General features: G+C 54.2%; 20 protein-coding genes. 5 read left to right on the top strand and 15 right to left on the bottom strand.

The features are described from left to right. Positions 1–19: 19 nt before the first annotated feature. Genes VIN76_RS14675 through VIN76_RS14665 form a run of 3 tightly spaced genes read right to left on the bottom strand, consistent with a single transcriptional unit; the run spans position 20 to position 2,926 of the window. Complete coding sequence (locus tag VIN76_RS14675; protein WP_332042609.1) at positions 20–733, bottom strand: dienelactone hydrolase family protein; 714 nt, start codon at positions 731–733, stop codon at positions 20–22. Then, complete coding sequence (gene cysK / locus VIN76_RS14670) at positions 730–1,650, bottom strand: cysteine synthase A (RefSeq protein ID WP_332042608.1); 921 nt, start codon at positions 1,648–1,650, stop codon at positions 730–732. Before cysK ends, VIN76_RS14675 begins: the two co-directional genes overlap by 4 nt. Before the next feature lie 22 nt (positions 1,651–1,672). Then, on the bottom strand, positions 1,673–2,926 hold the full coding sequence (locus VIN76_RS14665) for an MFS transporter (RefSeq protein WP_332042640.1): 1,254 nt from the start codon (positions 2,924–2,926) through the stop codon (positions 1,673–1,675). Between the two features lie 353 nt (positions 2,927–3,279). Between VIN76_RS14665 and VIN76_RS14660 the strand changes: the two genes are divergently transcribed. After that, positions 3,280–3,969, top strand: a complete 690-nt coding sequence (locus VIN76_RS14660; protein WP_332042607.1) for a L,D-transpeptidase family protein — start codon at positions 3,280–3,282, stop codon at positions 3,967–3,969. A gap of 3 nt (positions 3,970–3,972) precedes the next feature. On the opposite strand, the gene VIN76_RS14655 is transcribed toward VIN76_RS14660, so the two are convergent. Beyond that, positions 3,973–5,127 (bottom strand): cupin domain-containing protein, encoded by a 1,155-nt coding sequence (locus tag VIN76_RS14655; RefSeq protein ID WP_332042606.1) that lies wholly within the window; start codon positions 5,125–5,127, stop codon positions 3,973–3,975. An 81-nt stretch (positions 5,128–5,208) separates the two neighbouring features. Here VIN76_RS14655 and VIN76_RS14650 point away from each other — a divergent pair, with 81 nt between their 5' ends. Continuing rightward, complete coding sequence (locus VIN76_RS14650; RefSeq protein WP_332042605.1) at positions 5,209–5,772, top strand: pseudouridine synthase; 564 nt, start codon at positions 5,209–5,211, stop codon at positions 5,770–5,772. Here the strand turns inward: VIN76_RS14650 and VIN76_RS14645 are convergent. Next, on the bottom strand, positions 5,756–8,053 hold the full coding sequence (locus VIN76_RS14645; RefSeq protein WP_332042604.1) for an ATP-dependent helicase: 2,298 nt from the start codon (positions 8,051–8,053) through the stop codon (positions 5,756–5,758). The two genes, VIN76_RS14650 and VIN76_RS14645, sit on opposite strands and share 17 nt — an antisense overlap. A 202-nt stretch (positions 8,054–8,255) precedes the next feature. Here VIN76_RS14645 and VIN76_RS14640 point away from each other — a divergent pair, with 202 nt between their 5' ends. Next, positions 8,256–8,381 (top strand): hypothetical protein, encoded by a 126-nt coding sequence (locus VIN76_RS14640; RefSeq protein ID WP_332042603.1) that lies wholly within the window; start codon positions 8,256–8,258, stop codon positions 8,379–8,381. 8 nt (positions 8,382–8,389) lie between these two features. Here the strand turns inward: VIN76_RS14640 and rsmD are convergent, their stop codons facing one another. Both rsmD and VIN76_RS14630 read right to left on the bottom strand, forming a co-directional pair. Then, positions 8,390–8,926, bottom strand: a complete 537-nt coding sequence (gene rsmD, locus VIN76_RS14635; RefSeq protein WP_332042602.1) for a 16S rRNA (guanine(966)-N(2))-methyltransferase RsmD — start codon at positions 8,924–8,926, stop codon at positions 8,390–8,392. Between the two features lie 10 nt (positions 8,927–8,936). Next, entirely contained in the window at positions 8,937–9,764 is an 828-nt protein-coding gene (locus tag VIN76_RS14630) for a pseudouridine synthase (RefSeq protein WP_332042601.1), read from the bottom strand. 168 nt (positions 9,765–9,932) lie between these two features. Between VIN76_RS14630 and VIN76_RS14625 the strand changes: the two genes are divergently transcribed. After that, positions 9,933–11,624 carry an AmpG family muropeptide MFS transporter gene (locus tag VIN76_RS14625; RefSeq protein ID WP_332042600.1) on the top strand — a complete coding sequence of 564 codons (1,692 nt, stop codon included), beginning with the start codon at positions 9,933–9,935 and terminating at the stop codon, positions 11,622–11,624. Here the strand turns inward: VIN76_RS14625 and VIN76_RS14620 are convergent. The 8 genes from VIN76_RS14620 to purB form a co-directional block, all read right to left on the bottom strand. Beyond that, positions 11,602–12,930 carry a folylpolyglutamate synthase/dihydrofolate synthase family protein gene (locus VIN76_RS14620; protein ID WP_332042599.1) on the bottom strand — a complete coding sequence of 443 codons (1,329 nt, stop codon included), beginning with the start codon at positions 12,928–12,930 and terminating at the stop codon, positions 11,602–11,604. The two genes, VIN76_RS14625 and VIN76_RS14620, sit on opposite strands and share 23 nt — an antisense overlap. 121 nt (positions 12,931–13,051) lie before the next feature. Further along, on the bottom strand, positions 13,052–13,906 hold the full coding sequence (gene accD / locus VIN76_RS14615) for an acetyl-CoA carboxylase, carboxyltransferase subunit beta (RefSeq protein ID WP_332042598.1): 855 nt from the start codon (positions 13,904–13,906) through the stop codon (positions 13,052–13,054). A gap of 19 nt (positions 13,907–13,925) precedes the next feature. After that, entirely contained in the window at positions 13,926–14,714 is a 789-nt protein-coding gene (trpA, locus tag VIN76_RS14610) for a tryptophan synthase subunit alpha (protein WP_332042597.1), read from the bottom strand. Beyond that, positions 14,711–15,943: a tryptophan synthase subunit beta gene (gene trpB / locus VIN76_RS14605; protein ID WP_332042596.1), complete on the bottom strand. Its 1,233-nt coding sequence runs from the start codon at positions 15,941–15,943 to the stop codon at positions 14,711–14,713. The genes trpA and trpB overlap by 4 nt, the downstream gene beginning before the upstream one ends. A gap of 87 nt (positions 15,944–16,030) precedes the next feature. Beyond that, entirely contained in the window at positions 16,031–16,681 is a 651-nt protein-coding gene (locus VIN76_RS14600) for a phosphoribosylanthranilate isomerase (RefSeq protein ID WP_332042595.1), read from the bottom strand. A gap of 64 nt (positions 16,682–16,745) precedes the next feature. Further along, complete coding sequence (gene pyrF / locus VIN76_RS14595; RefSeq protein ID WP_332042594.1) at positions 16,746–17,420, bottom strand: orotidine-5'-phosphate decarboxylase; 675 nt, start codon at positions 17,418–17,420, stop codon at positions 16,746–16,748. Then, complete coding sequence (locus VIN76_RS14590) at positions 17,417–17,794, bottom strand: hypothetical protein (RefSeq protein WP_332042593.1); 378 nt, start codon at positions 17,792–17,794, stop codon at positions 17,417–17,419. Before VIN76_RS14590 ends, pyrF begins: the two co-directional genes overlap by 4 nt. A 104-nt stretch (positions 17,795–17,898) precedes the next feature. Further along, a complete protein-coding gene (gene purB, locus VIN76_RS14585) occupies positions 17,899–19,200 on the bottom strand; it encodes an adenylosuccinate lyase (RefSeq protein WP_332042592.1) in 1,302 nt (433 codons plus the stop codon). A 134-nt stretch (positions 19,201–19,334) separates the two neighbouring features. Here purB and VIN76_RS14580 point away from each other — a divergent pair, with 134 nt between their 5' ends. After that, the gene (locus VIN76_RS14580) at positions 19,335–20,435 is read left to right on the top strand and encodes an ATP-dependent 6-phosphofructokinase (RefSeq protein ID WP_332042591.1); all 1,101 of its coding nucleotides are present in this window, start codon (positions 19,335–19,337) and stop codon (positions 20,433–20,435) included. The last annotated feature ends 14 nt before the right edge of the window (positions 20,436–20,449 follow it).

Here is a 20,449-nt window from a genome sequence, read left to right as displayed (position 1 = left end):
CCGCTTATGGCCTAGGCCATTAAAAAAGCTCTTCAAACATGCTTAGCATTGCGGCCTTGCTTTGACGGTCTGCAGACTCGTTATACGCCACGGCGTCCAGTGGTCTGTTGTCGCTTTCCGGGTCAGTGAAGCCATGCACGACCCCGCTATAGATGTGCATGTGACAATCTGCCCCTGCAAGGTCCATTTCTTCCAGAAACGCGCGGACCTGCTTGGGCGGGACCAGCGGGTCTGCCCGGCCGTGACACACTAGTAGCCTTGCTTTAATCGCGCCCTTTTTGGCCGGAAGCGGCGTTCCCAACAGGCCATGAAAGCTGACAACCAGAGCCAGATCTTCGCCGCTGCGGGCCATTTCCAGAACGATTTCCCCGCCCATGCAATATCCGATTGCTGCTATCCGGTTGTTGGCAAGCCCGGACCGATCGCGCAGCTCGTCCAGAGCACAGCGGAAACGCGCCCGGTAATATTCTGGGTCCGCCCGAAGCGCATCTGCCAGCGCCCGGCTTTTTCGCATATCGGTAATTTCACCCTGTCCATAAAGGTCACATACCATCGTTGCATAGCCCAGCGAAGCGAGCCATCGTGCGCGATCCATCATGAGCTTGTTTGGACCGGCAATGGTTGGCACGAGCAGTATACCGGCCCGAGGATAGCGACTCGGCTGTGCCATATAACCCTGAAGGTCCAGATCACCGTGCTGATAGGTGAACGTAGTGACTTCGATGGAGCTCATTCTTCGGGCAGAAAATCCGGCACGGATAAATAGCGTTCACCCGAGTCGTAGTTAAAGCCAAGTATCTTTGCTCCATCCCCCAGCTCTGGAATTTTCTGTGCAATCGCTGCCAGAGTTGCACCGGAACTGATCCCGATCAACATGCCTTCTTCCTTTGCAGACCGCAGCGCCATTGCTTTTGCATCGGCTGGATCGACCAGAATTGCGCCGTCAATATTCTGGGTATGCAGATTGCCGGGAATGAAGCCTGCGCCAATTCCCTGAATCGGGTGAGGGCCAGGCTGGCCGCCGCTGATGACGGGCGATCCGGTGGGTTCCACTGCATAGACTTTCAGCCCGCCCCATTCCTTTTTAAGCACTTCGGCAACGCCGGAAATATGGCCGCCAGTGCCGACTCCGGTGATAATTGCGTCCAACGGATTATCTTTAAAATCCGCCAGTATTTCTTGCGCCGTAGTCCGCTTATGGACTTCAAAATTGGCAGAATTTTCGAACTGTTGTGGCATCCATGCGCCGGGCGTGGAATCGACAAGTTCCTGCGCGCGCTCGATCGCTCCTTTCATGCCTTTTTCTTTGGGCGTAAGGTCAAATTTGGCACCATATGCCAGCATCAGGCGGCGGCGTTCCAGTGACATGGATTCCGGCATGACCAGAATTAGTTTATATCCTTTCACTGCAGCGACCATGGACAGGCCAACACCGGTATTGCCGGATGTCGGTTCAATAATCGTGCCACCTGGTTTCAAGGCACCGGATTTTTCGGCATCTTCAATCATCGCCAATGCGATACGGTCCTTAATCGACCCAGCAGGATTGGAGCGTTCTGACTTGATCCAGACATTGGCGTTTTTAAACAGGCGCTGCATTTTGATATGCGGAGTATTTCCGATAGTTTCCAGTATGTTATTAGCGATCATTGGTCTGTTCTCCTATCTAGGTTCAAGCGACACTAGTCTTTTGCTCTTCGTCTTTTTCCAAATCCTCTGGAGGATCAAAAGTTTTGGCCGCGCCCAATTGCGGAAATAGACGTGACCAGATTCCAGTAATGACTATAGCACCTGCTCCTCCTGCTACAATGGCCGCGATGGGGCCGAATAAAACGGCCAAGCCGCCCGACAGCGCATCACCCAGTTCGTTGGACGCACTTACCGTCATTTGGCTGACTGCGCCAACCCGTCCGCGGCGGTCATCGGGTGTATGAAGCTGGATCAAGGAACCGCGCACATAAATTCCGAACATATCTGCCGCACCGCATATCGCCAGGCAAGCCATCGACAGGGGTAGGGACTTGCTTAAACCAAAGCCGATCGTGGCCAGCCCGAAAACGGCCATGGCGATTAGCATCTTGTTGCCCACATTGCGCGACAGCGGCGCAAATGAAAATATCGCTGCGACCAACACAGCGCCAACGGCAGGGGAGGCCGCCAGCAATGACAGTCCAATCTCTCCCGCGTCCAGTATATCCCTTGCGAATACAGGGATCATTGCGGTGGCACCGGCAAGGAACATAACCAGCAAATCCAGCGTGATCGCGCCGAGTACCAGCTTGTTGGTCCAGACATAGGACATGCCATCCATCACCTGACGCAGGGGGCCTTTGCTACGGTCTATCGCGCTGCGCTGAACCGGTCCGATCATGAGCATCGCGATTACCGCAAGCAGATAAAGCGCGGCGCAGACGAAATACGGAAGTGCGGGAGCAACTTTGTAAAGTGGCCCTGCCATACCTGGGCCAGCGATGACGCCAACTTGCCAGGCGATAGTGGACAGCGCGATGGCACGCGGCAGAGATGCTTTGGGCACCAAATTCGGTGCAAGGGAGCTTATGGCCGGACCGAGGAAAGCCCGGCAGATTCCAAGAAGCACGGAAATGATGTAAATGGCCCAAAGGGTTAGTTGTCCGCTGATTGTCAGCAGTCCCAAAGACAAGGCGATCATCCCTTGAACCGCCAAAACTATCCGCGCAATCCAGCGCCGGTCCATATGATCGGCGACCCATCCGACCACAGGTGTCAGAATGAATAAAGGCACAAACTGCAGCAAGCCCAGGAGCCCCAATATGCCGGCTGAAGCGCTGACACCCATATCTTCGCGGGCCAGATTATATGCCTGCCAGCCAAGGATGAGCATCATCGCATATAGCGCGAACATGGCGGCCAGACGCGAAAACCACAAATAGCGGTAATTGGGAATACTAAAGGGATGGGGTGCGGTCTGTATGATGGCTCTAGTCTTCTTTTGGGGGCCGTTTTGGGCGTTTTTCTTTAGGGTTCAGTGATTTGGCTGGTTTAGGCCGGTCTGTCTTCCCAGAACAGCAATTTTTTATTGGACGGCCTATTGCAGGACTTGTGATGGGGCTTTTTCCTATCGGGCCGGGAATGTCGAAATGAAAGTTGGCTCCGACTCTTCAACACCATATCTCTTAACCTTTCGATCCGCTGCGTCCCTAAGCGGTACAGGCCCGATTGCGCGATGGCGGGGCGCGATTCTTATTGGTAAATAAATCCTTAAGATAAGCGAAACCAGACAGTCGGAGCCTAGGAAGAATGAACAGCCGGATTGCCCAGATCGGGATGCGTGTCAGCAAGACGATACTCGTCGTAGCGGGGCTGGCTGTGTTGTTCCTTGTGATTATGGGGGTAGTTCGCGCAGTAGCGGCAACGCCGACTGTTCCATCTATAGCCGCCCAATCGGCCACTTTACCGGCTCCAAACCCTGCTACCGAATCGCAGAATCTGGAGCCGGATAATGCGGTGCAGATGGAGCCCGATTCTCCCTTTGCTATAAAGCGCGTTCTCCAGATTGATGAGCCATTTGTGCATGGCTATTATAAATGGGATGATGAAGGGGTGCCGGACGGGGAAATTATCATCACCGTAGATCTTAAGGCGGAATCATTGTCTGTATTCCGGGGCGGCTATGAAATCGGTGCGACTGTCATCAAATTCGGTGATGCGCTGAAACCAACGCCGACTGGCGTTTTTCCGATTACGCAGAAAAATGCGGACCATGTATCAAACATTTATGACGCGCCGATGCCCTATATGATGCGGCTGACCAATGATGGCATTGCTATCCACGGCGCTGAGGTGAAATATGGTTATGGAACGCGGGGCTGTATCGGCGTGCCGACCGAGTTTGCACGCATCTTGTTCGAGCAGGTGAAGCTGGGTGACCGTGTGATCGTCACCAATGGCAAGATGATTGGTATGGGCGATACGATCATCGCGGGATAGGTTTTACAAATCGAATACCAAGCTGCCCTGATTATAAAATGTGGTGACGAGTGCCATGACCTCATCGGATTGAATTAGCTCGTGAGCAAGATAAATGCGGTCCTGCGCGCACAGGGCTTCTGCAAAGGCGATGCATTTTTGATCCGTGCACGGAAAGGATGCACCATCGACAAATAGCATAAGCAAATCACCGGGTTGGCGGATGAAAGAGAAACGGCTGGCCGGATTGCGGAGTAGGGGCTGACCGCTGGCGAGATGTTCGCGAAGGTGATCGACGCTGGCGGGTTCTTCTGCTCCCCAGTCTGCATCAGGATATTTGGGCGTGCTGCTATATTGCCCGAACCAGCGGGCAAATGCATCGCGGTCGGCCATTTTTTCGGTAACCATTTTGTGCAGCGCATCAATCGCGTCCGGCCGGATCTCGCCGGGATTGTCCTGTTCCTTTAATAATGGGTCCGTGTAGCGATCATCATCTTCCATCTCCGCGATCAGGTCATCTGCCCAGTCGCCAATAAGCTCGCTACGCGACGGTGCACGAAAGCCGACGGAATAGGTCATGCAATGATCGCTGACAGCCACTCCGTTATGCGAGACGCCGGGCGGCACATATAATATGTCACCGGGTTCGCAAATCCATTCCTCGCAAGCCTTAAACTCGGTAAGCAGACGCAGATCGTCATGGGGCAATGTGGCTGTAGCGGAATCGCAAACCGGTCCAATTTGCCACCTTCGCTGGCCAATACCCTGGATCAGGAAGACATCATATTGATCAAAATGCGGGCCTACTCCGCCGCCCTGGGTCGCATAGCTGACCATTACATCGTCAATGCGCCAATTCGGAATGAAACGAAACGGTTCGATGAGTGCGGCAACGCCCGGCAAATAATGATCGACTGCCTGAACCAACAAAGTCCAGTGCTTGTCACCGAGTTGACCGAAACGCTCCTCCGCGAGCGCGCCGTGCTCGACGGTCCAGCCACCGCTTGCGGTCGCTTGCGTTATAAGCCGCGATTCTACACCTTCTTCACAGGCCAGTCCGGCTAGATCATCAGGCTCCAGAGGATCGCTCCATTCCGTCCATGGGTTTTTAATCAGCAGCGGTTTTTTCTGCCAATAATCCCTCAGGAATGCGGCGGTATCAAAATTGGTCAATTGCATATCTGCCCTATAAGGAATCGGGCAGGATAATCATCAAGAATAAAATTTGCCGATACCGGCAGCCAATGCCAAAGGGGGCAAATGGCGCAACTGATCCTGTTCAACAAACCCTATGGCGTGCTGTCGCAATTTACCGATAACGGAACGCAGACGGCACGGCCCACTTTGTCGAATTATATTGATATACCGGCCGTATATCCCGCCGGACGGTTGGACCGTGATAGCGAAGGGTTATTGCTACTGACCGATGACGGTAAATTGCAGGCGCGGATTGCCGACCCCAAATATAAGCTGCCGAAAACTTATCTGGCGCAGGTTGAAGGCGACGTGCAGGAGGGGAGCCTTAATCAATTACGGCAAGGCGTGCGTTTGAAAGACGGCCTGACCCGGCCAGCGGATGCTGAGCGCATTGCGCCGCCCGATCTGTGGCCGCGCGACCCGCCAGTCCGTTTCCGCAAAACGGTGCCGGATAGCTGGATAAAGCTGACCATCCGTGAAGGGCGAAACCGGCAGGTGCGGCGAATGACAGCGGCGATTGGTCACCCCACGCTGCGGCTGGTGCGGTGGAGTGTTGGGGATTGGACGCTGGACGGTTTGTTACCCGGAGAATGGCGGGAAGTGGACCCTGTCAGGCCAGTTCAATAAAACTGTCGAGGACGCGCTTCTGCCCGGCTTTTTCAAACTCGATTTCCAGCTTGTTGCCGTCTTTTTCCATCACTTCGCCATAGCCAAATTTGGTGTGGAATACGCGCATGCCAACGCTGACATCATCACGGCCTTTATTGCCGAGGGAAACTGAGCTGCGGCTGGCTTGTTTCATCTTATTCGACGTGCTGTCAAAACTTCCAGCTTTAAGCGCACGTCTCCAGCCCGGACCGCGGTTTGATGCGCGAGCAGTATCGGCATAGGTGGCGGAGCCAAAAGAATCAGATTGTTCTGACCAACCGGAGCGCCACAGGCTTCCGCCGCTCGTAATACTGGATTCTTCCTCGATATGCTCTGCGGGTAATTCGCCGATGAATCTGGAGGGAATGGAACTGGTCCACTGACCATAAATCCGCCGGTTCGCTGCGTGGAATATCGTGCATTTTTTGCGCGCGCGCGTGATGGCGACATAGGCAAGGCGGCGTTCTTCTTCCAACGAAGCAATCCCGCCTTCGTCAAGGCTGCGCTGGGAGGGGAATACGCCTTCCTCCCATCCCGCGCAGAATATATAATCATATTCCAGACCTTTGGCGCCGTGCATAGTCATGATCGTGACCTTTGCCTCGTCACTTACAGCGTCATTGTCCATGACGAGCGACACATGTTCCAGAAACTCGCCCAGTGTTTCATATTCCTCCATCGCGCGGGTCAGCTCGGTAAGGTTTTCAAGCCGCCCTGCAGCCTCCGGTGTCCGGTCCGCCTGCAACATGGTGGTATAGCCGCATTCGTCCAGGACTACCCGCGCCAGTTCCGCGTGGGACAAATCTTCGGCATTGGTTCGCCAGCGCGCAAAATCGCGCATCAAGCCCTGAAGCGTTGTTCTTGCCCGTGTCGGCAATTCGTCCGTATCGCAAATGCTCAGCGCCGCTGCGGCCAGGGGAATAGACTGCATCCGGGCCAGGCGACGCACCTTTTCCACAGTTTTATCCCCAAGCCCGCGTTTGGGCACATTGACAATCCGTTCAAAGGCAAGGTCATCAGCTGGCTGTGCAATCACTCGTAAATAAGCAAGGGCATCGCGGATTTCCGCACGCTCGTAAAAGCGAAAGCCTCCGATAATCTTGTACGGCATTCCGATGGAAATAAACCGGTCCTCAAACTCGCGCGTTTGAAATTGAGCGCGGACTAGGATCGCCATTGCATCAAGAGACACGCCTTTGCTTTGCAGGCTTTCCATCTCCTCCCCCGCGCGCCGTGCTTCCTCCGGTCCATCCCAGACCCCGATAACTTGCACTTTCTCGCCATCTTGTTCTTCGGTCCATAATGTCTTGCCAAGACGACCGCGATTATGGGCGATCAGAGCAGAAGCGGCTGCGAGGATGTGTGGTGTGGAGCGGTAATTTTGTTCCAGCTTGATGATTTTGGCATCGTGAAAATCTTTCTCGAAGCGCAAAATATTGGCGACCTCCGCCCCGCGCCAGCTATAGATGGATTGGTCATCATCGCCCACGCAGCAGATATTCTTGCGCTCCTGAGCGAGCAATCGCAGCCAGAGATACTGGCTGGAATTGGTATCCTGATATTCATCGACCAGAATATATTTGAAACGCTCCTGATAGAGTTTCAGGATCTCGCGGTCCGTCTTCAGAAGATTAAGAATATGGAGCAAAAGGTCGCCAAAATCACAGGCATTAAGGACCGTTAACCGGGCCTGATAAGCGGCATAAAATTCCTGACCACGGCCATTTGCAAAGCGCTCATTCTCGCCAGCATCAAGATCAGTCGGGTTCAGGCCGCGATTTTTCCACTGGTCAATCAGGCCGGCGAGCATACGCGGAGGATAACGCTTTTCATCCAGCTCCGCGGCCTGAATCAATTGTTTCAGCAAGCGCAGCTGATCATCGGTATCAATTATGGTGAAATTGCTTTTCAAGCCGACCATTTCCGCATGGCGGCGCAGCATTTTTGCCCCGATACTGTGAAAGGTACCAAGCCATGGCATCCCTTCAACCGCATCGCCAACAATCGCGCCAATCCGTTCTTTCATCTCTCGCGCGGCTTTGTTCGTGAAGGTTACAGCCAGAATTTCGGACGGCCATGCCTTGCGCGAATAAACGAGATGCGCCAGCCGTCGGGTGAGGGCCGCGGTCTTCCCCGTACCTGCACCGGCCAGCACCAGCACGGGACCCTCGGTGCTCAATACAGCGTCGCGTTGCGGGGCATTCAGGCCGCGCACATAAGGCGGGTCACTTTCTGTGGGTATGTTGGCAGGTTCGGTCACGGGTGAACAGTTAGGGAACATCACCGGCGGCGGCAAGAGCAATTTCTTGCCAAGGCGCTGAAGTTCAATATTTGGCGATTATCCCCCATCCCAAGGAGTCTATTTTTTTTATCCGCCCGAATAGCTGCATGGGTTGTAATCTATGTTGCAGTGCACCATATGTCCGGAGATACAGACATTAACTCCCCGATCGGAATGCAAAATGAGTAAACGTTTAATGTTTAGCGCGATTGTCGCGACGATAATGATGATCGCAACTACGGCCTATAGCCATTCGCAAAACCAGACGAATGAAACAGCATCCGCTTACGAGATAGTCAATAGCTGATGGGTTATTCAGGCAGGGCGCAAGATATGCAGCTTTGCCTTGCCGCTGTCGCGGTGGCTTTCCAGCTTAAAACCTCTGACATCAATCTCTTCGTTGCGAGCTGTTTCAATCGCGATCCAGCTTGATGGCGCAAACCATCCGTGGCGGCCCAGCTTGTCGAGGGCTACTGCGCCAGCGCCGGTATCATAGGGCGGGTCCATTAAAATAAGATCATAAGGTTGCCGCGCCGGACCAAGGGCGAGGACCGAGCCAATCCGGATATCCGCATTGGCCCCCAAAGTTTCGATATTCTTTTCCAACGCTTTCAGGGCTTCGCGGTCTTGCTCGACAAATGTGCAATGCGCTGCACCGCGCGATAATGCTTCCAGACCCAGCGCACCGGAACCGGAAAAAAGGTCAAGCACCTGCAAATCAGCAAAATCACCCAGACGGCTGGTTAGCATGGAAAAAAGTCTTTCCCGTGTGCGATCAGCAGTCGGGCGGGTAGTCTCCCCCTTGGGCGCAACGATTTTCCGCCCGCGCCAGTCCCCCGCAATTATGCGCATGATTCAGCCGTCACTTCAAACTATTCCGGAACTTGACCAGGTCATGACGGCGCACCGCTTCAATCTCTCCCTTGGGCAGGTCATCCAGTAAGAACGGGCCATAACGGGTGCGGATCAGGCGGGATACTTTCAGGCCCAGATGTTCCAGCACCCGGCGTACTTCGCGATTTTTGCCTTCGGTAAGAGTCATCTCGATCCACTGGTTGCGGCCGGTTCGGCGCTCCAGATTGGCCTCGATCGGGCCGTAATTTATGCCCTCAACGGTGATGCCGCGATAAAGCTCTTCAAGCTGGTTTTGCGTGATATCGCCAAAGGTCCGGGCGCGATAGGTTCGCTCGACCCCGGTTTTGGGCAGTTCCATCTCGCGCTTGAACTCGCCGTCGGTGGTCATCAACAGCAAGCCTTCGGTATTCAGGTCGAGGCGTCCAATCGGGATGATCCGTTCCATATCCTTGGGCAGTACATCGTAAATAGTCTTACGCCCCGCCGGGTCGCGTTCTGCAGTCAGATAGCCACTAGGTTTGTGAAAGCGATACAGTTTTGCGGGGGAAGGCTCGGCAACGGGTTTTCCGTCAACAGTAATTCCGGTCAGGTTTTTTAGCAGCATGGAGGGATGGTCTACGGTGACCCCATTCAGTGCAATGCGCTCTTCCCGGATCATCCGTTCAATCTCGCGCCGAGAGGCTACGCCCGCGCGTGCCAGCAATTTTGCAATACGCTGTCCCTCTCGTACGGACGATTGATCCGGCGATTTCGGGGATTGTGCGCGGTCACTATTCTGCTTTGCTCCGCGTGTGGGTCTGGCTTTATAGACTTTACCTGATTCTTTGTCGGTCATGCTTTTGCGCATGGCCGAAAATGGATTTTTCCGCAATCCGTAACCTTTCGGATGGTGTAGGTACTAGAGTTGGGGGCAGGCCGCTCGATATTTGGGCGCAGCCGTAAAATCCGACTGGTATTCGAGCCATTTGCCGCTAGAGTTTCGTGTAGTTTCAGGGAGATTAGTGTGAGTGAAGCGGCCCAAGCCGAAGAAAAACCGGGATATAGAAAACTGATTACATCTCTTGGTCAGCGAAAGACCGGGATGATGTTTATTTTCGGGTTTTCTGCCGGTCTGCCTTATTCCCTTTTACTGGGTACGCTTTATGCTTGGTTGTCCGATGCCAAGGTCGATCTTGAAACCATGGGCGTGTTTTCGCTTATCGGTCTGGCTTATGCGTTTAAATTCCTTTGGTCGCCGGTAGTTGACCGGTTAAAGATACCCTTCCTTCACCGATTGGGTCGCCGCAAAAGCTGGCTGATTCCAGCGCAAATGCTGCTCGGAATCGTTCTTCTGGTCCTGTCTATTCTTAATCCGCAATCCTCGATTGGCTGGTTTTCCCTGTTGGCAGGCATGGGTGCTTTTGCATCTGCTACACAGGACGTTGTTATCGATGCCTGGCGTGTGGATGTGGCGGACGAAGTGGCAACGCTGGACATGCTGTCGACCGTTTATCAGCTGGGTTACCGCATTGCCGCATTGGCTGGCGGTGCATTGGCATTGTTTTTGGCCGATGCTTATGACTGGCCTTTCGTTTATGCTTTAATGGGCGCGATTATGATCGTGATTTCCTTCGCCACTTTCTTTGCGCCAGACACCAAGGCAATGGACAGTGCGGATGGTGATAATGCTTTGCGGAAGGCTGGACAGCTTGACCCCAGAATCCGCGCTTATGCTCTGACTATCGTTGGTCTGCTATGGGGGTGGGCGCTCATACGGGTTGGAGTGTTCATGGTGCAATCGCTTGGCTCCGACCCTGAAATGCGACCAGACTCGGTGGAGTTCATTCAAATTAATGGGCCGTTAATCGTAATTGCCACTGTCATCATCCCTGCGATTATCGCAGCTGTGCTGGAATATTGGCGGCGCAACGGGAAATATGTTTTGCAAAGCGATACGCGCCGCGAGACCGGTTTTGATGCGATCCTGGATCATGGCTACCGCGCCTTGGTTTTACCCCTGGCGGATATTATGGGGCGTCTAGGATGGGCGGCGATACTGGTATTGGCGCTGATCCTTTCCTACCGCATTACCGATAATATCTGGGGCAGCTTTGCTTATCCGTTCTATCTCGGTGAATTGGAATATACGAAGAGCGAAGTCGCAGTCGCGTCCAAGTTTTTCGGTGTCGGAATGACGATGTTGGGCATCGCCCTTGGCGGCGTATCTTTTGCCTATTTTGGCCGCATGGCAACGCTCACCATTGGCGCAGCAACTGCGGCCGCCAGCAATCTGTTATATGCCAATCTGGCCACTGGAGGCGCGGCAATCGCCACTTTTTCAAAGGTCACGGGGTTTACATGGCTGGTCAGCCTGTTCGGGGCAGATGAACGTATGGCGAAGCTGATGCTTGCGATAACCGGCGAAAACCTGGCTGGCGGCCTGGCGGGCGCCGCGTTTGTCGCCTACCTGTCGTCTATAACGAGCAAGCAATATAGCGCTGTGCAATATGCATTATTATCGTCGTTGACATTTTTGATCGGGACATTGGGACGCGGGGCGCTTGGTGAAATGATCGAGCGGAATGGTTATTACCAGATATTCTTGTTCACTGCCGGTCTGGGTGTCATTGCGATTATTCTATGTTTGTTTGAGTGGCTGCGCATCAATCGTGAATCAGCAAAGCAAAGACAAACTAATCCGGCACCTGCCCATTAGCGGCCAGCACTGTTCCGGCCAGATAGAGCGAACCGGCAACAAGCACTGTTTGCGGGTTTTGTGATGCGATCGTTTTGAATGCTTCGGCAACATCGGGTGCCTCTGAGATGACCGTATCGGGGGTAATATTGGAAAATCCGGCTGGTCCATGGGCTTCATGGCCTTCAACCGGAACCACCGTGATGGCTGCAATTTTCGGTTCCAGAGCTTTTATGATCGCGGCCGGATCTTTGTTGGCCAGCATACCGATGACGAGATGGATGGAGCGGCTGGGATAATCGCCGAAATGGACGGCCAGTGCTTCGCCCGCATTCACATTATGACCGCCATCAAGCCATGTTTCGGTATCGTCTGGCAGTATATCGCGTAGCGGTCCGGGGGTGAGCTTTTGCAATCGCGCCGGCCATTTGGCCCAGCCCATTGCCGCGCGAAAGGCAGCTTCGGAAACCTGAATCGCATCCTGATGACGCAGCATGGCGATGGCGAGGGCTGCGTTATCCGCCTGATGTGCGCCGGGCAAGGCGGGCAGGGGAAGAGTCATTTTCCCGTGGATATCGCGGTAATGAAGTTGATCCTCATAGATCGCGGCGTCCCAAGCCTCTCCGCGGGGCAAATATTCGGCGCCGATAGCTGCCGCATAACCGGAAATCGCCGCCGCCATATCAGCCCCATATTTCTGCGTCAGCAAGGGGGAGCCGTGTTTGGCAATGCCGGCTTTCTCCCACGCGATACGGGTAAGTGGTTCGACTGGTGCGCCCGCTTCCGGTGATAGCAGAAACGCTTCATGATCTATACCGAGTGCGGCGATACCCGTTGCTGCGGGATGCTGCACAATATTGGTGGCATCCAACCGCCCGCCCAGGCCCACTTCCAATATACATGCATCCGCAGGGGTTTCGGCAAAGGCGAGCATGGCCGCTGCCGTTGTGGCTTCAAAAAAGCTGGGATTATTATCCTCGCTCTCGTCCAGAACACGCGCCAGTAATTGCGCCAGATATTCATCTTCAATCAGTGATCCGGACAATCTGATACGTTCATTGAAACGGACCAGATGGGGACTGGAATAGACATGTGTTTTCAGGCCCTCTGCTTCAATCGCCGCGCGTAAAAAAGCGCAGGTGGAGCCTTTGCCGTTGGTGCCCGCAACATGGAATACGGGCGGCAGCTTTAGATGCGGATTGCCGAGACGTTCCATGACAGCATTGATCCGCTCCAGACCCAGAATATCGCGTCCGGGGGAAAGTAGAGATAAGCGATCGAGATGTTTCTGGACCGCCGGATGATCGGAACGTGCACCGTCCGCCATGATTAGAAGGCGCATTCTTTTACAGGAGGGACATATACCCGAGGGGTCGGTACGTGAGTATTGTAGTTATCTCGTACTGCCCCACCGCCGGTTCCACCCCTGAAGGGGAGGGGGGAATGGATCACGCTGCCGTTTTCCAGGCCATGAGATACCCCATGATATGGGCGAGTTGTGCGCGCAATTCCTTACGGTGTACAACCATGTCGATCATGCCATGTTCCAGAAGATATTCCGCTGTCTGAAATCCTTCGGGCAGTTTTTCACGGATGGTGTTTTCAATTACGCGCTGTCCAGCAAAGCCTATCAGGGCTCCCGGTTCCGATATCTGCACATCGCCAAGCATGGCATAGCTTGCCGTAACGCCGCCCGTCGTAGGATCCGTCAGCACGACGATGAAGGGCAAGCCCGCTTCACGCAGCATTGAGATAGCCACAGTGGTCTTGGGCATTTGCATAAGGGACAAAATGCCTTCCTGCATCCGTGCGCCGCCTGCGGCAGTGAAAATAATATAGGGGCATTGTTCCTGCAACGCGCGGTTTGCACCATCAACAAAGGCCTGTCCTACAGCGAGTCCCATAGACCCGCCCATGAAAGCAAAATCCTGGACCCCGACTACGCATGGGATACTTTCGATTGTCCCGAAAACATTGATTAACGCATCCTGCTCAGCGGTTTTGGCGCGTGCATCTTTCAGGCGGTCGGTATATTTTTTCTGGTCTTTGAACTTGAGAGGATCTTCCTGAACCGCCGCATAAGGCAAGCGTTCCAAGCTATCTTTATCCATAATCTGTGCAAAGCGGACATCTGGACCAATCCGGCCGTGGTGGTCACATTTTGGACAGATATGCATATTTTCCTGATATTCCTTCAGGAACACCATGGCCTCGCATTTTTTGCATTTGTGCCAGAGGTTGTCGGGCGTTTCTTTTTTGGTGATCGAGGCGATCTTGTTACGGACATTTCTAAGCCAAGACATGCTTCAATTCCCCAGATTCTTAACGAGCGCTTCTGATAGCATCAGATAGCGATTTTACATAGTCCTTCACATAGGGCGCTGAACCGCCACCATGTTCAGCGATAATCTCGACTATAGCGGAGCCCACGACCACGCCGTCCGCAACGCGGGCGATATTGGCGGCCTGATCCGGTGTGCGGATGCCAAAGCCAACCGCGACTGGCAGGTCTGTGCCCGCTTTCAGGCGGCTGACCGCTTCTTCGATGCTGACCTGAGCGGCTTGTTGCAAGCCGGTGATGCCCGCAACCGACACATAATAAAGGAAACCGGAGGCGTTGTTCAGGATCGCCGGTAAGCGATGTGCGTCGGTAGTCGGTGTGGCGAGACGGACAACCGCGACATCTTTTGCGCGTAAATTGTCCCCCAGACTATCGTCTTCCTCGACAGGAATATCTACGCAAATAACGCCATCAATTCCCGCATTAACGCAGGAATCAGCAAACCAGTCCCCACCTCGGATCGTCATCGGATTGGCATAGCCCATCAGCACAAGCGGAACGGTAGGGTGACGCTCCCGAAAAGCTGCCGCGATGCTGAACACATCGGCGGTCTTTGTGCCAGCGGCCAGACTGCGGATATTGGCGGCCTGAATTGACGGGCCATCCGCCATCGGGTCCGTAAACGGCATGCCCAACTCTATAATATCCGCGCCGCCTTCAACTAGCGCGTCAAGGATTGCAGGCATATCCGCAGGCGTTGGATCACCAACCGTCACGAAAGTGATTAAAGCGGCGCGATCGCCTGGAAAAGCCTTTGCAAGACGGGTCATATCTTTGTCCCCAAAGCTTCCGCGACGGTAAAGATATCTTTGTCACCGCGTCCGCACAGGTTGGCGAGAATGATCTGGTCCTTGTCCATCTTCACCGCTTCGCGCGCAACTGCGGCGATAGCGTGGGAGGGTTCAAGAGCCGGAATAATGCCTTCGGTGCGGCAGAGCAGTTGGAATGCCTCCAGTGCTTCTACATCAGTCGCGCTGTCATAACGGACGCGTCCGGATTCTTTCAGCCAGCTATGCTCTGGCCCGATACCGGGATAATCCAGACCGGCGCTGATCGAATGGGCTTCGGTAATCTGGCCGTCCTCGTCCTGTAGCAAATAGGTTTTATTGCCATGCAATATACCGGGCCTTCCGCCAGCCAGCGACGCCGCATGTTCTTTGTCCAGCCCGTGGCCAGCCGCTTCGACGCCAAGCATCTGAACGTCCCTGTCATCAAGAAACGGGTGGAACAGGCCAATAGCATTGGATCCTCCACCAATTGCCGCGACCAGCAAATCTGGTAATCGGCCAACACGGCTCAGCAATTGTTCGCGAGCCTCGCGGCCGATCACGCTTTGAAAATCGCGTACAAGTTCGGGGTAGGGATGGGGGCCAGCAGCCGTGCCGATGATGTAGAAAGTGTCTTCAACATTGGCGACCCAGTCGCGCAAGGCGTCATTCATCGCGTCTTTCAGCGTCGCCGCGCCGCTTTTTACAGGTACGACTTCTGCGCCGAGCAATTTCATCCGGAACAGATTGGGTTTCTGCCGCTCGACATCGGTTGCGCCCATGTAAATGACGCAGGGCAAGCCAAAGCGCGCGCAAACAGTGGCGGTTGCAACGCCGTGCTGACCCGCGCCGGTTTCCGCGATAATCCGGGTTTTTCCCATACGTCTGGCCAGCAATATCTGACCGATGCAATTGTTGATCTTGTGTGCGCCGGTATGATTGAGCTCGTCACGCTTGAACCAGATTTGCGCGCCTTTGCCTGCAGGTGCACGTTTGCGGATTTCTTCGGTCAGGCGCTCTGCATAATAAAGCGGGCTGGGGCGACCGACATAATGTTCCAGCAAATCATTAAATTCTTCCTCAAAGGCCGGGTCCGCCTGTGCTGCTCGGTAATGTTTTTCCAGATCAAGGATCAACGGCATCAGGGTTTCGGCAACATAGCGGCCACCAAATTGGCCAAAATGGCCGCGTTCATCGGGTTGGTTACGGAAACTGTTGGGTTGGTCAGTCATAGTTCAAAATTCCGCTCATGCGAGCTTACCGGAGCATAATTAAAAAGGCTGTCTTGCGGATCATCTTTCGACCATCTTTTGACAGGTTCAGGATGATTGGCGTTTATCAAATTCCCGAACCGCTTGGCAAAAGGCGGCGATTCTGTCCACATCTTTGATGCCCGGAGCAGATTCAACTCCGGATGAAACATCAACCAGCCGTGTACCGGTGATCTGAATGGCTTCAGCCACGTTTTCAGGATCCAGGCCACCTGCCAAGCCCCACGGGATTTGATGGTCGTGCCCTGCCAAAAGCGACCAGTCAAAAGCGGTTCCCGTCCCGCCGGGCAGTTTCTTTGCCGGTGCATCGAATAGAAGCCGGTCGGTGGCTCCTGCAAAGCGGGCGCTTTTGGCCAAGGTCGGTTTGTCTTTTACACCAAGCGCTTTCCAGACCTCAATGCGGCCTTGGTCGCGCACTAATTTCACCCATTCCGGTGTTTCACTACCATGAAACTGGATGACATCAGGGCGTACGGTGTTGATCGCATGGCCTGTGGTCTTTGGGTCCGCATTAACCAGCAACAATACGGTTTTTAGGGATTCTGACGCTGCTTTCCGAAGCTCCGCTGCCTGCTCCAGCGAGACATGGCGTGGGCTTTTTTCGAAATGGACCAGACCGATATAATCGGCGCCGGCGCGAGCAGCTGCTTCGATCGATGCGATGTCCGATAGACCGCATATTTTGATTTGGGTATTCATGGGGCTGGCCATATCGCCTTTGCCTTGGTTCGTCACCCTTAATCCCGTTTCTAAACGTTCCGGGTTAAAGCGTTGCCTCAATCGCACGGGCGGCGGCGTTGGGGTCTTCCGCTGCGGTGATGGGGCGGCCTATCACCAGGATGCTGGCACCATGGTCGCGGGCGGCGCGGGGGGTGACTGTGCGCTTCTGGTCACCGGCTTTGCCATTGGCAGGGCGTAGGCCGGGCACGACAAAAAAGCCGTCCTTCCAGATTTTATGGGCAGCGCCAACCTCGTTACCGGAACAAACTATGCCATCCAGCCCGGCTTCCTGAGCCAGTTCAGTCAATCTGCTAACCTGATCGTGCGTACTACCGGAATAGCCGATCCGTCCCATATCACGCTCGTCCAAGGATGTTAGCAGGGTAACGCCAACCACTTTGGTATTGCTGCCAGCCGCTGCTTTGGCTCCTTCCATCATCGCCCGCCCGCCAGATGCGTGGACAGTGACAATAGCGGGTTCCAGAACATTGATCGCCTGCATCGCCTTTGCAACGGTGTTGGGGATATCGTGCAATTTCAAGTCGAGGAAAATCGGTAGGCCGAGTTTCTGGATTTCATAGACGCCGTGATGGCCATTGGCGCAGAAAAATTCGAGGCCGAGCTTCAAGCCACCGACATGGCTCTTTACCGACCGGGCTAGTGTCAACGCATCGTCAAGATTGGGTGTGTCGAGCGCGACAAAAATCGGGTTAGTCATTCGCCAGCCGCCTTGTCGTCCGTGGTAGGGGAAACAGCCCGTGTTGTAGGCGACAATGGCGATACGGGTTTGGCTATCTCCTCTCTTTCAAGATCAAGCGGAGAGGCATCCGGCTTTGTCTCTACTTTCGGGGCCGGTTGCGCCGCCGCTTCCAGGCTTTTGATTCGGCGGCTGAGACGCCATTTGGTTGTCCGGTGGAGTAACCACAAAGGAACGAAACCCAGCAAGAACGCGCCGATAACGAGAACCGGCAATTTGGTATCAACGCGGACATCACCCCAGATCTGAACCGATGCCAGAGTCCAGTTATTGACAGCAAACACGACCAAAATCACGGCCAGTATCACCCAGAAAAGCGTTTTTATGAACTGCATTCGCGCCCCTTATTGTCGCAATTTGCAAACGTTACCCGTAATTTTGACCAGTGACTAGAGTAGTTGCTGTTTTTGGATAAAACAAAGCGCTTCTACCCTATATTTCAACTGCCAAAAACCCGGTCAAAGATCGTGTCGATATGTTTGAAATGATAATCGAGGTTAAACCGTTCTTCCAGCTCTTCTTCGGACAGCTTTTCAGTGACCGCAGGATCCGCTTTCAACAGGTCAAGCAATGCCACTTCACCATCTGATTCCCAGACTTTCATCGCGTTGCGTTGAACAATCCGGTAGCTGTCTTCGCGGCTGATACCCGCTTGTGTGAGCGCCAGCAGGACACGTTGGGAGTGGACCAGGCCGCCCATCCGGTCGAGGTTTTTCTGCATCCTTTCGGGATAGATGAGCAGCTTATCAACTACTCCGGTCAAGCGGGCCAGCGCAAAGTCCAGCGTGATGGTGGCGTCCGGTCCGATCATCCGTTCGACAGAACTGTGGGAGATGTCACGTTCATGCCACAGCGCGACATTCTCCATCGCGGGCAATGCATAGCTACGCACCATGCGGGCGAGGCCGGTCAGGTTTTCGGTCAGTATAGGGTTGCGTTTATGCGGCATAGCGCTGGAACCTTTTTGACCGGGGGAAAAATATTCCTCGGCCTCCAGTACTTCCGTGCGCTGCAAGTGGCGGATTTCTACAGCCAGCCGTTCTACAGACGATGCGATAACAGCGAGTGTTGCAAAATATTGTGCATGGCGATCACGCGGAATGACCTGTGTCGAAACCGGTTCGATCTCAAGGCCCATTTTCTCCGCCACATGGGCTTCTACCTTGGGATCAATATTGGCGAATGTCCCGACAGCGCCAGATATTGCACAGGTCGCAATTTCCTTTCGCGCGAGGACCAGGCGTTCGCGGTTCCGTTTAAACTCGGCATAGGCCTGAGCCAGCTTCATGCCAAATGTCACCGGCTCACCATGAATACCATGGCTGCGGCCAATAGTTGGTGTCAGCTTATGTTCAAAGGCGCGGGTTTTGATTGCGGCGAGCAGCTTGTCGAGATCGTCCAGCAATATGTCGGTCGCCCGTGATAGTTGTACGGCAAGGCAGGTGTCGAGCACGTCACTGGATGTCATGCCCTGATGCATGAAGCGGGCTTCATCACCGACATTTTCCGCAACATTGGTCAGGAAAGCGATGACATCATGCTTCACTTCGCGTTCAATCTCGTCAATCCGCGCGACATCGAATTTCCCGCGTTCCCAGATCGCCTTGGCAGCATCTTTTGGGACAACGCCCAGCTCGGCGAGAGCATCGGTGGCATGCGCCTCAATCTCGAACCATATCTGGAATTTGGATTCAGGCTCCCAAAGGGCAACCATTTCGGGACGGGAATAGCGCGGGATCATTATTTCTTTCCTTGAATATGACAAGCTGGTTAGAACGGCAATCAGAACCGCCGAAGATTAGCCGCCCCGCTAGCATCATGTTGCGGAGTCGGCAATTCTGGAAAGTGACTCGTTCGCAATTTAAGGAGTTTGATATGCGTCTTGCAATATTAACCGGCGGTGGCGATGTGCCGGGCCTGAACCCCTGTATCCGTTCGATCACCATGTCGGCGGCGCAGCGCGGATGGGAAGTTATTGGTCTGCGACGGGGATGGGAGGGGGTGCTGGAAATGGACCCGGCGGATTCCCTGTCGCTGGAAAATGGCACGATGGTGCTCGATAAAGACAGTGTAAGGGGGATCGACCGGCTGGGCGGGACTATCCTGCACAGTTCGCGCCGCGATCCGCGAACGACAGAGAGCGGCGATCAAACCCAAAAGGCGCTGGATATTCTCGATGCGTTAAAGATCGACGTGCTGATTACTATGGGGGGTGACGGAACGCTTCGCTTTTCGGCGTATCTTGCCAGCCTTGGGCGCAAAGTTATCTCTATTCCCAAAACAATGGATAATGATGTCTATGGCACGGACTATTGCATCGGTTTTTCCACTGCTGTTACCCGCTCTGTTGAAGCCATTAATGCGCTGCGTTCCACCATTGCCAGCCATGAACGGATTGGGGTGATCGAGCTATTCGGGAGGCGATCCGGTGAAACCGCGCTGCTTTCCGGTTTTCTGTCACAATCGGACCGGACGGTCATTGCCGAGGTTCCGGCCGATATGGATATATTATTACCACTGTTGCTTGAGGATAAGGCCAATAATCCTGAAAGCTATGCCATTTGCCTTGTCTCGGAAGGAGCAACATTGGCGGGACATGATGCAGATCATAGCGAGATCAGCAAATCCAATACCCATCGTCTGGGTGTGAATATCGGCACGCAATTAGCGCGGGAAATAGAAGGGCGTTCGTCGGAGCGGACAATTGTGCAAGAGCTTGCCTATCTGATGCGGGCAGGGGAACCGGACGCACTGGACAGAATGGTCGGCTTTGCCTTTGGTGCGCTCGCTGTGCAACTGATCGAAGAAGGGCGCACGTCCAACATGGTGTGTCTGACTGATGGCAATTACGGTGTTGTTCCCATCGATAAGGTGCTGGAAGGGACGAAGGGCGTGAATGTGTCGGGGCTGTATGACGCCAGCCAGTATCGTGCGAACCTGTTACAGGTAGAAGGCATGCCGATGTTTCTATACTGAAGGTTGGTTTATCG

It is taken from the genome of Parasphingorhabdus sp. (assembly GCF_036568145.1).
Classification (GTDB): domain Bacteria; phylum Pseudomonadota; class Alphaproteobacteria; order Sphingomonadales; family Sphingomonadaceae; genus Parasphingorhabdus.
Note: the sequence above shows the minus strand (reverse complement) of the source record. Positions and strands in the feature narration are given on the sequence as shown.

What these genes read in the sequence shown, in the direction of transcription:
- VIN76_RS14675 (WP_332042609.1), bottom strand. Translation starts at nt 733, where the DNA reads ATGAGCTCCATCGAAGTCACTACGTTCACCTATCAGCACGGTGATCTG.
- cysK (WP_332042608.1), bottom strand. Translation starts at nt 1,650, where the DNA reads ATGATCGCTAATAACATACTGGAAACTATCGGAAATACTCCGCATATC.
- VIN76_RS14660 (WP_332042607.1), top strand. Translation starts at nt 3,280, where the DNA reads ATGAACAGCCGGATTGCCCAGATCGGGATGCGTGTCAGCAAGACGATA.
- VIN76_RS14655 (WP_332042606.1), bottom strand. Translation starts at nt 5,127, where the DNA reads ATGCAATTGACCAATTTTGATACCGCCGCATTCCTGAGGGATTATTGG.
- VIN76_RS14650 (WP_332042605.1), top strand. Translation starts at nt 5,209, where the DNA reads ATGGCGCAACTGATCCTGTTCAACAAACCCTATGGCGTGCTGTCGCAA.
- VIN76_RS14640 (WP_332042603.1), top strand. Translation starts at nt 8,256, where the DNA reads ATGAGTAAACGTTTAATGTTTAGCGCGATTGTCGCGACGATAATGATG.
- rsmD (WP_332042602.1), bottom strand. Translation starts at nt 8,926, where the DNA reads ATGCGCATAATTGCGGGGGACTGGCGCGGGCGGAAAATCGTTGCGCCC.
- VIN76_RS14630 (WP_332042601.1), bottom strand. Translation starts at nt 9,764, where the DNA reads ATGACCGACAAAGAATCAGGTAAAGTCTATAAAGCCAGACCCACACGC.
- VIN76_RS14620 (WP_332042599.1), bottom strand. Translation starts at nt 12,930, where the DNA reads ATGGCGGACGGTGCACGTTCCGATCATCCGGCGGTCCAGAAACATCTC.
- accD (WP_332042598.1), bottom strand. Translation starts at nt 13,906, where the DNA reads ATGTCTTGGCTTAGAAATGTCCGTAACAAGATCGCCTCGATCACCAAA.
- trpA (WP_332042597.1), bottom strand. Translation starts at nt 14,714, where the DNA reads ATGACCCGTCTTGCAAAGGCTTTTCCAGGCGATCGCGCCGCTTTAATC.
- trpB (WP_332042596.1), bottom strand. Translation starts at nt 15,943, where the DNA reads ATGACTGACCAACCCAACAGTTTCCGTAACCAACCCGATGAACGCGGC.
- VIN76_RS14600 (WP_332042595.1), bottom strand. Translation starts at nt 16,681, where the DNA reads ATGAATACCCAAATCAAAATATGCGGTCTATCGGACATCGCATCGATC.
- pyrF (WP_332042594.1), bottom strand. Translation starts at nt 17,420, where the DNA reads ATGACTAACCCGATTTTTGTCGCGCTCGACACACCCAATCTTGACGAT.
- VIN76_RS14590 (WP_332042593.1), bottom strand. Translation starts at nt 17,794, where the DNA reads ATGCAGTTCATAAAAACGCTTTTCTGGGTGATACTGGCCGTGATTTTG.
- purB (WP_332042592.1), bottom strand. Translation starts at nt 19,200, where the DNA reads ATGATCCCGCGCTATTCCCGTCCCGAAATGGTTGCCCTTTGGGAGCCT.
- VIN76_RS14580 (WP_332042591.1), top strand. Translation starts at nt 19,335, where the DNA reads ATGCGTCTTGCAATATTAACCGGCGGTGGCGATGTGCCGGGCCTGAAC.